12 protein-coding genes are annotated in these 15,136 nt (G+C 69.9%); 8 read left to right on the top strand and 4 right to left on the bottom strand.

Going from position 1 to position 15,136, the window contains the following annotated elements:
• Window positions 1-4 precede the first annotated feature (4 nt).
• Both AB0G04_RS16745 and AB0G04_RS16740 read right to left on the bottom strand, forming a co-directional pair.
• Complete coding sequence (locus tag AB0G04_RS16745) at window positions 5-295, bottom strand: chorismate mutase (protein WP_360982919.1); 291 nt, start codon at window positions 293-295, stop codon at window positions 5-7.
• A gap of 235 nt (window positions 296-530) precedes the next feature.
• The gene (locus AB0G04_RS16740) at window positions 531-2,372 is read right to left on the bottom strand and encodes a bifunctional metallophosphatase/5'-nucleotidase (RefSeq protein ID WP_360982917.1); all 1,842 of its coding nucleotides are present in this window, start codon (window positions 2,370-2,372) and stop codon (window positions 531-533) included.
• Between the two features lie 136 nt (window positions 2,373-2,508).
• Here AB0G04_RS16740 and pcrA point away from each other — a divergent pair, with 136 nt between their 5' ends.
• Window positions 2,509-4,947, top strand: a complete 2,439-nt coding sequence (gene pcrA / locus AB0G04_RS16735) for a DNA helicase PcrA (protein WP_360982915.1) — start codon at window positions 2,509-2,511, stop codon at window positions 4,945-4,947.
• Between the two features lie 31 nt (window positions 4,948-4,978).
• On the opposite strand, the gene AB0G04_RS16730 is transcribed toward pcrA, so the two are convergent.
• Together AB0G04_RS16730 and AB0G04_RS16725 are read right to left on the bottom strand one after the other, a co-directional pair.
• Window positions 4,979-5,683: a M23 family metallopeptidase gene (locus AB0G04_RS16730; RefSeq protein WP_360982913.1), complete on the bottom strand. Its 705-nt coding sequence runs from the start codon at window positions 5,681-5,683 to the stop codon at window positions 4,979-4,981.
• 229 nt (window positions 5,684-5,912) lie between these two features.
• Window positions 5,913-6,653, bottom strand: coding sequence for a M23 family metallopeptidase (locus AB0G04_RS16725; RefSeq protein WP_360982911.1), 741 nt, complete (start codon window positions 6,651-6,653; stop codon window positions 5,913-5,915).
• 421 nt (window positions 6,654-7,074) lie between these two features.
• Here AB0G04_RS16725 and AB0G04_RS16720 point away from each other — a divergent pair, with 421 nt between their 5' ends.
• The 7 genes from AB0G04_RS16720 (at window position 7,075) to AB0G04_RS16690 (ending at window position 14,906) form a co-directional block, all read left to right on the top strand.
• Window positions 7,075-7,479, top strand: coding sequence for a cobalamin B12-binding domain-containing protein (locus AB0G04_RS16720; protein ID WP_360982909.1), 405 nt, complete (start codon window positions 7,075-7,077; stop codon window positions 7,477-7,479).
• Between the two features lie 577 nt (window positions 7,480-8,056).
• Complete coding sequence (gene sucC, locus AB0G04_RS16715; RefSeq protein ID WP_360982907.1) at window positions 8,057-9,235, top strand: ADP-forming succinate--CoA ligase subunit beta; 1,179 nt, start codon at window positions 8,057-8,059, stop codon at window positions 9,233-9,235.
• Window positions 9,236-9,239: 4 nt separating this feature from the next.
• Complete coding sequence (sucD, locus tag AB0G04_RS16710) at window positions 9,240-10,121, top strand: succinate--CoA ligase subunit alpha (protein ID WP_360982904.1); 882 nt, start codon at window positions 9,240-9,242, stop codon at window positions 10,119-10,121.
• 106 nt (window positions 10,122-10,227) lie between these two features.
• Window positions 10,228-11,697, top strand: a complete 1,470-nt coding sequence (locus tag AB0G04_RS16705; protein ID WP_360982902.1) for a DUF6350 family protein — start codon at window positions 10,228-10,230, stop codon at window positions 11,695-11,697.
• Between the two features lie 45 nt (window positions 11,698-11,742).
• Entirely contained in the window at window positions 11,743-12,360 is a 618-nt protein-coding gene (gene purN, locus AB0G04_RS16700; RefSeq protein WP_360982900.1) for a phosphoribosylglycinamide formyltransferase, read from the top strand.
• Entirely contained in the window at window positions 12,357-13,925 is a 1,569-nt protein-coding gene (gene purH / locus AB0G04_RS16695) for a bifunctional phosphoribosylaminoimidazolecarboxamide formyltransferase/IMP cyclohydrolase (protein WP_360982898.1), read from the top strand. The genes purN and purH overlap by 4 nt, the downstream gene beginning before the upstream one ends.
• Before the next feature lie 90 nt (window positions 13,926-14,015).
• Window positions 14,016-14,906: a DUF559 domain-containing protein gene (locus AB0G04_RS16690; RefSeq protein WP_360982896.1), complete on the top strand. Its 891-nt coding sequence runs from the start codon at window positions 14,016-14,018 to the stop codon at window positions 14,904-14,906.
• Window positions 14,907-15,136 lie beyond the last annotated feature (230 nt).

Here is a 15,136-nt window from a genome sequence, read left to right as displayed (position 1 = left end):
CGGCTTACAGCGGGCCGCGGCCGGAACGCAGCAGAAGCAGCGCCACCTGGGTGCCGTCCGGGCCGAGCGCCTCGCGGAAGTGCTCGATGATCTCCCGCTCCCGGGCCAGGACCAGGCGCGTTCCGCCGCTGGCCATCCGGGTCTTGCCGACCTCCTGGGAGAGGGCCGCGCGTTCCTGCCACAGCTCGATGATCGCCTTGTCGATCTCGTTGATGCGCTCGCGGATACCGCGGATCTTCTCCGCGGCCGCGTCTTCGCCCGCGCCTGTCGCCTGGTCCATCACGTCGGCGGTCATGTCGTGCTCCTCGGGTACTGACGTCCCGGCCGATCCGGCCCGGACAGCATCAAGCCCCGGGCTGGGAGGCCCGGGGCTTGATGTAGGTCTGGGGTTCAGGAGCGACCTACGGCTGCCGGGCGTCCGGTGCCATAGGTAAAGAATCGCGCCTGCTGGATCACGAGCCGAGTATGCCCCCGGCTCGGACGGTCCCGCAAGGAAACCGCCCGAGTGTTGGGATGAAAGTTCGCCCTGATCAGGAGGTCGTCGAAATGCGGTTGGCGGGGCCGGGTGCGATCGCGCCGGTGGACAGGTACGCCACGAGCGCGTCCACATCGAAGCCCGGTGCGGTGACCCGGCCGTCCGGGCCCTGGTTCAGGTTGGTGAACCCGTCACCGCCGTTGGCCAGGAAGTCGTTCGTGGTGACCAGGTAGTTCGCGGCCGGGTCGATCGGTGTCCCGTTCAGCGACAGGTTGCTGATCTTCGATCCGGGTGCGGCCGATGCGCTCCACGTGTACGTCAGCCCGGCCGACACCTGCAGGATCCGCTGCGTGGTCTGCCCGAACCCGCCGACGAACTGCTGCTCCAGCACGTCCTTGATCGCCGCGCCGGTGAAGCTCTGGGTGACGACCAGGTTGTTGAACGGCTGAACGGTGAACGCCTCGCCGTAGGTCACCTGCCCGTACGCCTCGCCGCCGGTGGACTGGTCGGCGTCCAGGTCGGCGCGGATACCACCGGGGTTCATCAGGGCGATCTGCGCGCCGGCGCCCCGCGTATAGGCCAGCTGCGCGTCGGCGATCACGTCACCGAGCGGGCTCTCCCCGGCCGGCGTCACGGTACGGACGATGTCCGCCGTGATGCTGCCGACGAGCCGGTTCGCGATCGGGGCGACCGCGGTGCGGTACTTGTCGGCCACCCTCTTGGCGTCGGCGTCGACGGTGTCCGGGTTCTTCAGGAATGCTCCGGCAGCGTCCCGCTTCCAGCCGCCGTTCCCGTCCGGCACCCCATTCTCGACGATCACGTTCTTGGCCGTGATCCCGGTGAACTTCCCGGTCCGCTTGTCGAGCGTGTAGTCGATGTCGGTGATCAGCTGCCCGTTGCTGCCGGCGCTGGTGACGACGGTGTCGGCACCCTTGCTGTTCGGCAGCTTGCATGAGTAGAAGCGGTGGGTGTGCCCGGAGATGACGACGCTGATCTCCGGGTTGAGCCCGGCCACGATCGGCACCAGCGGGCCGGTGAAACCGGTGCAGTCGGAGACCCCCGGCGTCGGCGTGGCCGAAGCCTGCGAGCCGCCCTCGTGCAGGAGCAGGACCTGTGCCTTCACGCCGAAGAGTTTGAGCACGTTGCTCCACCGGTTGGCGGTCACCACCTCGTCGGTGAAGGTGACGTCCTTGATTCCGGCCGGGTTGACGATGCTCGGCGTGCCCTCCAGCGTCATGCCGATGAACCCGACCGGCACGCCGCCCACGTACCGGATGTCGATCGGCGGCAGGATCGGCAGCTTCGTCTTCTTGCTGATCGTGTTGGCCGCGAGGTAGGTGAACTTCGCGCCGCGGTACGGGTCGCCGTCCTGGCATCCGTCGACCGGGTGGCAGCCACCCCGCTGGATGCGGATCAGCTCGTTCACACCCTCGTCGAACTCGTGGTTGCCCACCGAGCTGACCTGCAGCCCGATCTGGTTCATCAGCTCGATCGTCGGCTCGTCGTGGAAGGCGGCACTGACGAGCGGGGTGCCGCCGATCAGGTCACCCGCACCGGCGGTGATCGTCTGCCGGCTCTCGGCCGACGCCTCGGCGCGCAGCTTCTTCAGATATGTCGCGAGGTACTCCACACCACCGGCCGGGGTGCTGGTACCTCCGGCGTTGACCACCGCGCCGCTGCCGGTCGGTGGATCGATCGCGCCGTGGAAGTCGTTGTAGCTGAGGAACTGGCCCTTGACCGTGGGGCCGTCGGCCTGGCCGTACGAGGCGGAGACCGGGGCGAACTCGGGCGGCGGGGCGGCGGCCGCGGTCCGCGTGCCCGGGATGGCGGTGAGCACGGCCGCAGCGGCCAGCAAGGCTATCGGCGCGGCGAGGTGACGCCGCTTCGGAAGAGGCATGGGATCGATCCCCCGATCGGAGAGACTTTTTCACCAACCCGGTCAGCCTAAGGCGTGGATCCATAGTTCACCCTTGATGTCCGGGCCGGTCACGGTGGAATTCGTGTCGGGGGGTCGGCATACACTTGCTCCCGCGATGCGACCTTCCTCAGAACCTTCCGAAGCTCTGTTCTCCCTGCCCGCGGTGCGGACTCCGGAGGCGCCCCGGCCCGCGCCCCGGCCGGCGTCCCCGCGGCTCGACCCGGAAGCACTGCTGACCGGACTGAACGGCCCCCAGCGCGACGCCGTGACACATTCCGGCGGGCCGTTGCTCATCGTGGCCGGCGCCGGCTCGGGCAAGACCCGGGTGCTGACCCACCGGATCGCCTATCTCCTGGCCGAGCGGAACGTGCATCCCGGCGAGATCATGGCGATCACCTTCACCAACAAGGCCGCCGGTGAGATGAAGGAGCGGGTCGCTCACCTGGTCGGCCCGCGCGCCCGGATGATGTGGGTGTCGACGTTCCACTCGGCCTGCGTGCGCATCCTGCGGGCCGAGCACGAGCACGCCGGGCTGAAGAGCACCTTCTCGATCTACGACGCCGACGACTCGCGGCGCCTGATGACTCTGGTCGCGCGCGAGCTCGACCTGGACCCGAAGCGGTACACCGCACGGAGTCTGGCCGCACAGGTGTCGAACCTGAAGAACGAGCTGGTCGGCCCGGACGAGTTCAAGCAGAGCGCGAAAGGGCCGAACGAGCGGGCCGTCGCCGAGGCGTACGAGCTCTACCAGCGGCGCCTGCGTGAGGCACACGCGCTGGACTTCGACGACATCATCATGACCGTGGTGCACCTGTTCCAGTCGCACCCACTGATCGCCGAGGCGTACCGCCGCCGTTTCCGGCACGTCATGGTCGACGAGTACCAGGACACCAACCACGCGCAGTACACCCTGATCCGTGAGCTGGTCGGCGTCTCCTCCTCCGGTGAGGTCGAGCCGAGCGAGCTGTGCGTGGTCGGTGACGCGGACCAGTCGATCTACGCGTTCCGTGGCGCCACCATCCGCAACATCCTGGAGTTCGAGCGCGACTACCCGGACGCCCGGACCATCCTGCTGGAACAGAACTACCGGTCCACCCAGACCATCCTCACCGCGGCGAACTCGGTGATCGACCGGAACACCTCGCGCAAGCCCAAGCGGCTCTGGAGCGACCAGGGGCAGGGCGAGCAGATCGTCGGGTACGTGGCCGACACCGAGCACGCCGAGGCCGACTGGGTGGCACGGGAGATCGACCGGCTCACCGACAACCATGACGTACGCCCCGGTGACGTGGCCGTCTTCTACCGCACGAACGCGCAGTCCCGGGTGTTCGAGGAGGTGTTCATCCGGGTCGGCCTGCCCTACAAGGTGGTCGGCGGGGTGCGCTTCTACGAGCGCAAGGAGGTCCGCGACGCGCTGGGCTACCTGCGTGCCATCGTGAACGACGACGACACGGTCAGCATCCGGCGAGTGCTGAACACCCCGAAACGGGGCATCGGCGACCGGGCCGAGGCGTGCGTCGAGGCGCTGTCGTCGCGCGACCGGGTGTCGTTCGGCCAGGCGCTGCGCCGGGCCAAGGACGCGCCGGGTATCTCCACCCGGGCGGTCAACAGCATCAACGAGTTCGTGCAGCTCCTCGACGACCTGCGGGTTCTGGCGCTGTCCGCCCCGCCGGAAGAGGTGCTGGAGGCGGTGCTGCAGCGGTCCGGCCTGCTCGGCGAGCTGGAGGAGAGCCTCGACCCGCAGGACCAGGGCCGGGTGGAGAACCTGCAGGAACTCGTGAGCGTCGCCCGGGAGTACACCGAGCGCGTCGAATCGCTCGCCGACGAGGGGGAGGAGCAGGTCGCGACGCTGGCCGGCTTCCTCGAGCAGGTGGCGCTGGTGGCCGACGCCGACCAGCTTCCCGACGACGACCCCGACCACCAGGGCGTGGTCACGCTGATGACCCTGCACACCGCCAAGGGCCTGGAGTTCCCGGTGGTGTTCCTGACCGGTCTGGAGGACGGCGTGTTCCCGCACATGCGGGCACTCGGCGACAACACCGAGCTGGAGGAGGAACGCCGCCTCGCCTACGTCGGCATCACCCGGGCCCGGCAGCGGCTCTACCTGTCCCGGGCGGTGACCCGGTCGGCGTGGGGACAGCCGCAATACAACCCGCCCTCACGGTTCACCGACGAGCTGCCGGTCGAGCTGGTGCGGTGGGAACGGACCGGAGGGTCGTACACGTCGTGGTCCGGGACCGGCGGCGGGGTCGGCGGCCGCGGTGGGGGTTACGGTTCCGGCGACCGTCAGCGCGGCGGTGGCTTCGCCGGGGGTACGCCCAAGGCGCAGCGGATCGCCGAACGGCTCGGCATCGACGCCAGCAAACTCGCCACCGCCAGCGATCTCAAGTCGACACCGAAGGTGGACCCCGGGGACCGGGTCAACCACCAGCGGTACGGCCTGGGCCGCGTACTGGCGGTCGAGGGTCAGGGCCCGGGCACCCGGGTCCAGATCGACTTCGGTGACCAGGTGATGTGGCTGATCCTGCGGCACGCCCCGATCGAGAAAATCTGACCGGCGTGCCTTCCCGCCGGGCAAATTTGCTCTAGGACGCGCAACCGGGGATCGGAACCCCGTGCTCACGCATCCACGAGGTCGGCTCGACCGGGTTCGGGAAGTGCCCCCGGTGCACCTCGAAGTGCAGGTGGGGGCCGGTCGAGTGCCCGGTCGAGCCCTCGTCGCCGATGTGCTCGCCGGCCTTGACCGCCTGGCCCGCCTCGACACTGATCACCGACAGGTGACCGTAATGGGTGAGCCAGCCGTTGCCGTGGTCGATCAGGATCGCGTTTCCGTAACCGCCGTGCGCGCCGGCCGAGACCACCACACCGGCTCCGGCCGCGACGACCGGCGTGCCGTGCGGTGCGGCCAGGTCGACGCCGGCGTGCAGACGGCCCCAGCGCGGCCCGAAGCACGAGGTGACGTCGGCGGACGCGAGCGGGTGCACCCAGTGCTGCCGGGGCAGGGGACGGGTCTTCCGGCGTACCGGGACCGCGGACGGCGCTGTGCTCTCCGGATAGGTGCGGCTTGGGCCGGTGCTCTCCGGGCTGCTCCCGAAGCGCGGATGGGTCTTGGCCGGAGCCTCGTCGCCGGGCGGTGGGACGATCGGCAGGGCGGCGGGAGCGTGCGCCGCGGTGGGCGGTTCGCTGCTGGTGACACTGAGGGTGCCGCCGATCGGGGCGGCGGAGGCGGCCAGGCTCGCGGCCCCGACGCCGGCGGCCAGGGTGGCACTCAGCGCGCTGACCGAGAGCACGGTACGGCTACGGGTGGCGAAGAGCGCGGGAAAGGCCGGGGCGCGGTGCCGGTGGAGGTGCTCCTGCCGGTGGCGTCCACCTCGGCCGGATGACGAATGCTGCCCCACGCGGATGCCCCTCCCGACTGCCGTGACGTCGTGCTGTCACGTACCTGTCGGTGCGGGAGCGCGTCCACTGAGACGGTGGAGCGGTGTTCAACCCACCTGCAACCGTGGCGGGCGGGACGGGTCAGGAAGCGTCGTCGGCGGGGATGCCCGCGTACACCGACTCCAGCTGGAGCTTGATGCTGACGCCACGCTCGTCGAGGAAGGTGATCGGGTCGATCGGCGTGCCCTTGACGTGCACCTCGAGGTGCAGGTGGGTGCCGTACGAGTATCCGGTGTTGCCCACCTCGCCGATCACCTGACCGGCCTTCACCTTGTCGCCCTTCTGCACCAGCAGTCGCCGGGAGTGGGCGTAGATGATCTCGGTGCCGTCGTTCTGCCGGATGGTGATCGAGTAGCCGTAGCCACCGGCGTAACCGGCGGCGGTCACCGTACCCCCGTGCACCGCCTTGTACGGGGTACCGTCCGGCGCGGCCAGGTCGATACCGGCGTGCAGCTTGCCGAACCGGACTCCGAACGGGGAGGTGAATTCGTACTCGTCGAGGGGGAGAAGGTAGAGGTCCTTCGCCGCCTCTTCGGCGCTGAGCTGGGTGTTGGCCTTGCGGTTCTCACCGCGGGAGGCGGCCTTGTCGCCGGTGCGGTTCTCGAGCGCGTCGGTGGTGATCGACGAGGACTTCGAGAGGCTCTGCAGAACGTCGGGGTCGACGGCCTTGTTGTCCGGGAGGTTCGACGCGGCGCCGAGGGCGACCACACCGGCTCCGACGAAGGCGGAGGTGACGACAACGGCGTAGCGGCTGCGCGGGGGGGTCGGAACGCGGCGCCGGCCGCGATAGCGATCGGGCTCAGACGACAAGCGCTGGCGCACGAAGGACCCTCCGTTGATGGCATTGCGGCGGTTTTCCATGCTCGAACCCCGGGAAAATGGGTTGAACACTGGGTGACCGGGCTGTCGCTATCGGGGGGAACCTGCGTGACAGCCGTCGCCACGGTAACGAAACGGCCGCCGGGTCACAAGTCGCAGCGCCAATTTCATGACAGTTCCTGGTCAGCATTGATCAGGTATTGTCCGAATTGGTGGGCTTTCGCAAACCGTGCAGCTGCGACACTCTGTAATTGGTCGTGAAGCGCTAAGTAATGTGACCTGGAATACTATTCACCGTTCCGGCGGACCTGGGCCACCGGCTACCACGGCCCGGCCCGGCAGGTTACCGTTCGTTAAGGTGACCGCGGAGGGCCGCCGAAGATGGCGACCGGACGCCGGGGTCGGAGAGCCCGAAGGGGTCAGCATGCAAGCACGGATCAGGGTCGTCGTCGCCAAGCCCGGACTGGACGGGCACGACCGTGGAGCCAAGGTGATCGCGCGGGCACTGCGCGACGCCGGCATGGAGGTGATCTACACGGGCCTGCACCAGACGCCCGAGCAGATCGTCGAGACGGCCATTCAGGAGGACGCCGACGGCATCGGACTGTCCGTCCTCTCCGGCGCGCACATGACACTCTTCCGGAGGGTGATGGAACTGTTGGCGGAGCGTGACGCCTTGGACATCGTCGTATTCGGCGGCGGCATCATTCCGGAGGACGACATCACGGAATTGCAATCACTCGGGGTAGCCGCGCTATTTACGCCGGGTACGTCACTCGAAACCATCGTCGAATGGGTACGCGCCAATGTGGCGGCGCCGGTCGCCTGATTGCCGATCCTGCCGGCTGTCTCTCACCGCTGGCTCAGCGCCGCTGGGACAGCTGGGGGGTTCGACTTCCGCACGGCTCAAGGGGAGAGGCCGGACGCACCCCTCACACGTCCGGCCCCTCTATGCGCGATGCCCCGCCGCCACCCCTCGACCGACAGGGCATCGGCCGTCTTCCTTGTGAAGCGCCGTAGCGCTCCGACACCACACTCAACGACACCCCCGCGGACGGGTTACGCGCGCTCGTGTGACTTTTTCCCGGACCGGCGGCGGGGAGCGACATGCGCCACCACATCGCCGGCCACCGCTGAAGTGAGTTCTCTGTGGCCACACTGTGCGCGGTTGGCTCAAGCGTCCCGGACCTGCGGTTTTGTCACTCCAGTGTGTGGTCTTGCACACCGCGCACCCGCGCGCTCACCCAGGCCGTTCAGGTCGCTAGTCTGCGGATGAAGGCCGTTTCGCACATGTGAAAGGCCTGACGATCCTCACGCTGGCGGCGCGCCGCGCTGCCCCGCGCACACAGGTCGGGACGCAATGGTGCGGCTTGCCGGCGCTTGGCGTCGCGAGCGAAAGGAGACACGTGGACCTGTTCGAGTATCAGGGGCGCGATCTGTTCGAACGGCACGGGTTGCCCGTGCTGGGCGGCGGCGTCGCCGAGACCCCGCAGGAAGCCCGGGCGATCGCCGAGCGGCTGGGCGGCAAGGTCGTCGTCAAGGCGCAGGTCAAGGTCGGTGGCCGTGGTAAGGCCGGTGGCGTCAAGCTGGCCGACGGCGCGGACGAGGCCGAGGCCCGCGCGAGCGACATCCTGGGCATGGACATCAAGGGCCACACGGTCCACAAGGTGATGCTGGCCGAGACCGCCGACATCGTGGAGGAGTACTACTTCTCCTACCTTCTGGACCGGGCCAACCGTACGTTCCTCTGCATCGCCAGTGTCGCCGGCGGTATGGAGATCGAGACGGTCGCCGAGGAGGACCCCGACCGGGTCGCCAAGATCGCGATCGACGCGAGCAAGGGCGTCGACGAGGCCAAGGCGCGCGAGATCGTGACCGCCGCCAAGTTCCCGGCCGAGGTCGCCGACCAGGTCGTCGACATCGCGGTCAAGCTGTGGGCGGCGTTCGTCGCCGAGGACGCCACGCTGGTCGAGGTCAACCCGCTGGCCAAGGTGGGCGACGGCCGCGTGCTGGCGCTCGACGCCAAGGTCACGCTGGACGAGAACGCCGGCTTCCGGCACCCCGACCACGAGGGCCTCGAGGACAAGTCCGCGGTCGACCCGCTGGAGCAGGCCGCCAAGGAGAAGAACCTCAACTACGTCAAGCTCGACGGTGAGGTCGGCATCATCGGTAACGGCGCCGGTCTGGTCATGTCGACCCTGGACGTGGTGGCGTACGCGGGCGAGAGCCACGGCGGCGTCAAACCGGCCAACTTCCTCGACATCGGCGGCGGCGCGAGCGCCCAGGTGATGGCGAACGGCCTGGAGATCGTCCTCGGCGACCCGGCCGTCAAGTCCGTCTTCGTGAACGTCTTCGGCGGCATCACCGCCTGCGACGCGGTGGCCAACGGCATCATCCAGGCCCTCGCCCTGCTGACCGAGCGCGGCGAGAGCGTCAACAAGCCGCTCGTGGTCCGCCTCGACGGCAACAACGCCGAGGCCGGCCGTGCCATCCTCGACGGAGCGAACAACCCGCTGGTCGAGCGGGTGGACACGATGGACGGAGCGGCCCAGCGTGCCGCCGAGCTCGCGGCTGCGGGGAAGTGAACTAATGGCGATCTGGCTCACCAAGGACTCCAAGGTCATCGTCCAGGGCATCACCGGTGGTGAGGGCTCCAAGCACACCAAGCGGATGCTCGCCGCGGGCACCCAGGTGGTAGGCGGCGTCAACCCGCGCAAGGCCGGCACCAAGGTGGACTTCGACGGCACCGAGCTGCCCGTCTTCGCCACCGTCGCCGAGGCGATCGCCGAGACCGGCGCCGACGTGTCGGTCATCTTCGTGCCGCCGGCGTTCACCAAGGCCGCGGTCGTCGAGGCGATCGACGCCGAGATCCCGCTCGCCGTGGTGATCACCGAGGGCGTGCCGGTGCAGGACTCGGCGGCGTTCTGGGCGTACAACGTGTCCAAGGGCGAGAAGACCCGGATCATCGGGCCGAACTGCCCCGGCATCGCGTCGCCCGGCGCCTCCAACGCCGGCATCATCCCGGCCGACATCACCCCGCACGGGCGCATCGGCCTGGTCAGCAAGAGCGGCACGCTGACCTACCAGCTCATGTACGAGCTGCGTGAGTTCGGCTTCTCCACCGCGGTCGGCATCGGCGGTGACCCGATCATCGGCACCACCCACATCGACGCGCTGCGGGCGTTCCAGGACGACCCGGAGACCGACGCGATCGTGATGATCGGTGAGATCGGTGGCGACGCCGAGGAGCGGGCCGCCGAATTCATCAAGGCCAACGTCACCAAGCCGGTCGTCGGCTACATCGCCGGCTTCACCGCGCCGCCCGGCAAGACGATGGGCCACGCCGGCGCCATCATCTCCGGATCGGCCGGCACCGCCGACGCCAAGAAGGTCGCGCTCGAGGCGGCCGGCGTCAAGGTCGGCAAGACGCCGTCCGAGACCGCCCAGCTCATGCGCGACATCTTGAGCTGAGCACGGCTGTGATCACGGCGCGCCGCCGATCGGGGAGCGACCCGATCGGCGGCGCGCCGTCTCGTCTGCCTCGCCGCAGCGGCCACGGCATGGAAAAGTAGGCGCGATGTCCCGCACAACCGACCGTACCGGCGGCTCGGAGGACCCGTTCGCGGTCGCCGAGTCGCTGCAGTCCGTGGTGCGCGACACCGCCGCCGTCGAGCGGCAACGACCGGCCGGCGTCTCGGAGGAACAGCACACCGAGGCGATCGGGCCCGAGGCGACGGCCCAGGAGACCGGCTCCGGCGACGACCGGCGGGACACCGTGGTCGTCGACGACGCGATGCTCGGCCGGCGCGAGACCGTCCGGGTGCCCACCCAACGCCGTCCGCCGCCCGTCCGGCGTGCCCCACTGCTGGTGGCGGCCCTGTTCGCGACCGTGTGGGCGACCCTGCTGACCTACCTGCCGGTGGCCGCGGTGATCGGCCTGGCCCGCACCCTCGAAGGCTCCGGCGGCCTGCTGGGTGCCGCGCACGCCGGGCTGGCCGGCTGGCTCCTCGGCCACGGCGTGCCGATCGGCACCTCCATCGGTCCGCTCGGGCTGACCCCGCTCCTGCTCACGGTGCTGATCGTCTGGCGGCTGAACCGGGCCGGGCTGCACGTCACCCGTGCCATCGGGGCCCGGCACTCCGGGTCGGTCCCGCGGGCGCTCCTCGTCGCGGTGGCGGTCGGTTCGGCGTACACGCTGGTGGGGGTTCTCGCCGCACAGCTGACCGACGGCCGCGGCACCGAGATCTCCACCGGCCGCGCCGCGTCGCACTTCCTGGTTCTAGGGCTCCTCGGATCCCTGGTCGGCGCGCTGCGCGGCACCGGCGCCGTCGCCACCCTGGCCCGCCGGACCCCGCCGTTCCTGCGGCACGGCATCCGGACCGGGCTGGTCGCCGCCTTCCTGATCGTCGGCTCCGGCGCCGTGATCGGTGGCCTCGCGGTCGCGCTCGGCGGTGCGCAGGCCGCCGAGATCATCGTCAACTACCAGACCGGCGTCGCCGGCCAGGCCGGCATCACCCTGATCAGCATCGGGTACGCGGTGAACGCCGCCATCTGGGTGGCCGCCTACCTGCTCGGGCCGGGATTCGCACTCGGCACCGACACCGTCGTCCGGCTGACCGAGGTCACCCTGGGTGCGCCGCCCATGCTGCCGCTGATCGCCGGCCTGCCCGAAGGCCCGATGGGCGCCGCCGGTACGACACTGCTCGCGCTGCCGGTGATCGCCGGCGCGGTGGCCGGGTGGACACTCACCCAGCGACTGCGTTTCGGCCGGGACAGCGCCTGGCGGGCCACCCGTCGCAAGGCCAAGAACACGGCCCCCGCCCCGGAGCCGCCCTGGCTGCTGGTGGTGACGTCGAGCCTGTCCGCCGGCCCGGTCGCCGGACTGCTGACGGCCGCGCTCGCCTGGGCCTCCGGTGGCGCGCTGGGCTCCGGCCGGCTGTCCGACATCGGCCCCGACCCGGTGCAGACCGGCATCGTCGCGACGATCGTGGTCGCGATCTCCGTCATTCTCGGGGCGGCGGCGACCCGCGCCTTCCGCCGCCGCTGAGCCCCACCGTGCCAGGGCGGGTAAACGCCCAGATAGGGTGCACAGGTGACTGACCCCGTGCCCGCCCGCTTGGTCGTCCTCATCTCCGGATCGGGCAGCAACCTGCAGGCACTTCTCGAAGCGACCGCCGATCCGGCGTACGGCGCCGTCGTGGTCGCCGTCGGCGCCGACCGGGACGGAATCGTCGGCCTGGACCACGCGACAGCCGCCGGAGTCCCCACGTTCGTCGACTCGGTGAAGGCATACCCGACCCGCGACGACTGGGACGCCGCCCTCACCGCGCACGTCGCCGAGCACCGGCCCGACCTGGTGATCTCGGCCGGCTTCCTGAAACTCGTCGGCAAGCAGTTCCTGGACGCGTTCGGCGACCGGTACATCAACACGCACAACGCGCTGCTCCCCGCCTTCCCCGGCATCCACGGGCCGCGGGATGCGCTCGCCTACGGCGTGAAGGTCGCCGGGGCGACGCTCTTCTTCGTGGACGCCGGTGTCGACACCGGGCCGATCATCGCGCAGACCGTGGTCCCCGTGCTCGACGACGACACGGAGGAGACCCTCACCGAGCGCATCAAGGTGGCCGAGCGGGCCCAGCTGGTCGACTACGTCGGCCGCCTGGTCCGGGACGGCTGGACCATCGAGGACAGAAAGGTACGGATTCCGTGAGTTCCGCTGCCGAGGGGCGCCGCCCGATCAAGCGGGCGCTGCTGAGCGTCTGGTACAAGGACGGCATCGTCGAGCTGGCGCAGGCGCTGCACGCGGCCGGCGTGCAGATCGTCTCCACCGGTTCGACCGCGTCGACCGTGGAGAAGGCCGGCGTGCCGGTGACCCGGGTCGAGGAGCTGACCGGCTTCCCCGAGATCCTCAGCGACCGGGTCAAGACGCTGCACCCGAAGGTGCACGCCGGTCTGCTCGCCGACCTGCGGCTGGACAGCCACGTCCAGGAGCTCGCCGAGCTGGGCATCGAGCCGTTCGACCTGCTGGTCAGCAACCTCTACCCGTTCACCGAGACGGTCGCGTCCGGCGCGGGTGCCGAGGACTGCATCGCGAAGATCGACATCGGTGGGCCGGCCATGGTCCGGTCCGCGGCCAAGAACCACGCGTCCGTTGCTGTTGTCACGTCCGTCTCGGCGTACCCGCTGATCGTCTCCGCCCTCGCCGAAGGCGGATTCACCCTGGCACAGCGCAAGCTGCTCGCCGCCCGCGCCTTCGCGGACATCGCCGAGTACGACGTGGCCGTCGCGGAATGGACCTCCCAGGAACTGGCGGGCGGCGAACAGTGGTGGCCGGAGTTCGCCGGCCTCGCCCTGCGCCGGTCGGCGGTGCTGCGCTACGGCGAGAACCCGCACCAGAAGGCGGCGCTCTACACCGACCCGACGGCCGCGCCCGGCCTGGCCCAGGCGGAGCAGCTGCACGGCAAAGAGATGTCCTACAACAACTACGTCGATGCCGACGCGGCCTGGCGCAGCGCCAACGACTTCACCGACCCGTGCGTGGCGATTATCAAGCACGCCAACCCCTGCGGCATCGCCATCGGTACGGACGTGGCCGAGGCGCATCGCAAGGCCCACGAGTGCGACCCGGTGTCGGCCTTCGGCGGTGTGATCGCGGTGAACCGGCCGGTCACCCTCGAGCTCGCCCGGCAGATCTCGGAGATCTTCACCGAGGTGATCGTCGCCCCGGCGTTCGACGACGCGGCGCTCGAACTGCTCCGCGACAAGAAGAACCTGCGCCTGCTCCTGGCCCCCGAGTGGAAGCCGGCGCCGGTCGAGTTCCGGCAGGTCACCGGCGGAGTGCTGGTGCAGGCGGCGGACCGGATCGACGCCGACGGCGACGACCCGGCGAACTGGACCCTCGCGACCGGCACCCCCGCCTCCGCGGACCTGATGCGCGACCTGGTCTTCGCATGGCGGGCGATCCGCAGCGTGAAGAGCAACGCCATCCTGCTCGCCAAGGACGGCGCCACCGTCGGTGTCGGCATGGGCCAGGTCAACCGGGTCGACTCGGCGCACCTCGCGGTGAACCGGGCCGGTGCCGAGCGGGCCCGGGACAGCGTGGCCGCGTCGGACGCGTTCTTCCCGTTCCCGGACGGCCTGCAGGTGCTGATCGACGCCGGCGTCAAGGCGGTCGTGCAGCCGGGCGGCTCGATCCGCGACGAGCAGGTCATCGAGGCCGCGGCGGCGGCCGGCCTGACCGTCTACCTGACCGGTACCCGCCACTTCTACCACTGATCCCGATGCCGGTCGTGGCCGTCGAACGGCCACGACCGGTTATCCACAGGCTCGGCCGGGGCTGATGGCGGTTCCCGGCATGCTGGCCCGATGCCGCCCCGCCCGTATGTGCCGGTCGTTCTCACCACGGCGCCGTTCCGTGGCACGGTCGCTGTCGCCGACGGTCTGCTGACCCCGGCGAAACTGCGCGGGCGCACCTGGCGTCGCTTGCTTCCCGACGTGTACATCCACCACGAGCTGCCACTCGATCACCGGCTCTGGTGCGCTGCCGCCGTTCTGATCCTGCCGTCCGGCGCTGCGATCGGGGGCCTCAGCGCCGCTCACCTGTTCGGCTGCGGCCTGCTGAGTGCCGGGTCGCCGGTGTCGATCGTGGTGCCGCGGCGGGCCGGTGCGCGCCCGAACGAGCGCATCCGCGCCCACCACACGGTTCTCGAGCCGGCCGACGTCATCTCGGCCGGCGGGATTCCGATGACCACACCGGAGCGAACCGCCTTCGACCTGGGGAGGCGCCTGGGCCGGCGGACCGCGGTGATGGCGTTCGACGCCTTGCTTCATCAGGGAGTACTGGATCTCGCCATGGTGGCGGAACTGGCGCGGCAGCGTCACTGGTGGCCCGGCATCGCGCGTCTCCATGAGGTCATCCGCCTCGCTGATGGGCGGGCCGAGTCGCCCATGGAAACGATTCTGCGACTGCTGCTCGTTGATGCCGGCCTGCCGGCCGCAGAGCCTCAGTTCGAGGTACGCGACGCGTACGGCTGCCTGATCGGCCGAGTGGATCTTGCCTGGCCCTCGGTTCGGCTGGCGGTTGAGTACGAGGGGGACCACCACCGCGAGCAGGAGCAGTTCCGCCGGGACATCGCCCGGGTCAACGCTTTGCGTCGGGTGGGCTGGGCGGTGATCCGGCTCTCCGCGGACGACGTGCTGCGCCGTGCCGCGTCGACCGTGGCCCTGGTGACCGCCGAACTGGCCCGCCTCCGCTGATCCACCCCGGCCAGAACCCAGCGCTGTATCGCGGGTCTTGTTACAGCGCTCAGTTCTGGCCGGGAAGCTTCAGCCCGAGCGCAGTGCTGTATCCGGTTCTTGTTGCAGCGCTGGCTTCTGGCCGGGTGACGGGGGCCCGAGCGCAGTGCTGTATCCGGTTCTTGTTGCAGCGCTGGCTTCTGGCCGGGTGACGGGGGCCCGAGCGCAGTGCTGTATCCGGTTCTTGTTGC

The sequence above is a fragment of the Actinoplanes sp. NPDC023801 genome (assembly GCF_040639655.1).
Classification (GTDB): domain Bacteria; phylum Actinomycetota; class Actinomycetes; order Mycobacteriales; family Micromonosporaceae; genus Actinoplanes.
Note: the sequence above shows the minus strand (reverse complement) of the source record. Positions and strands in the feature narration are given on the sequence as shown.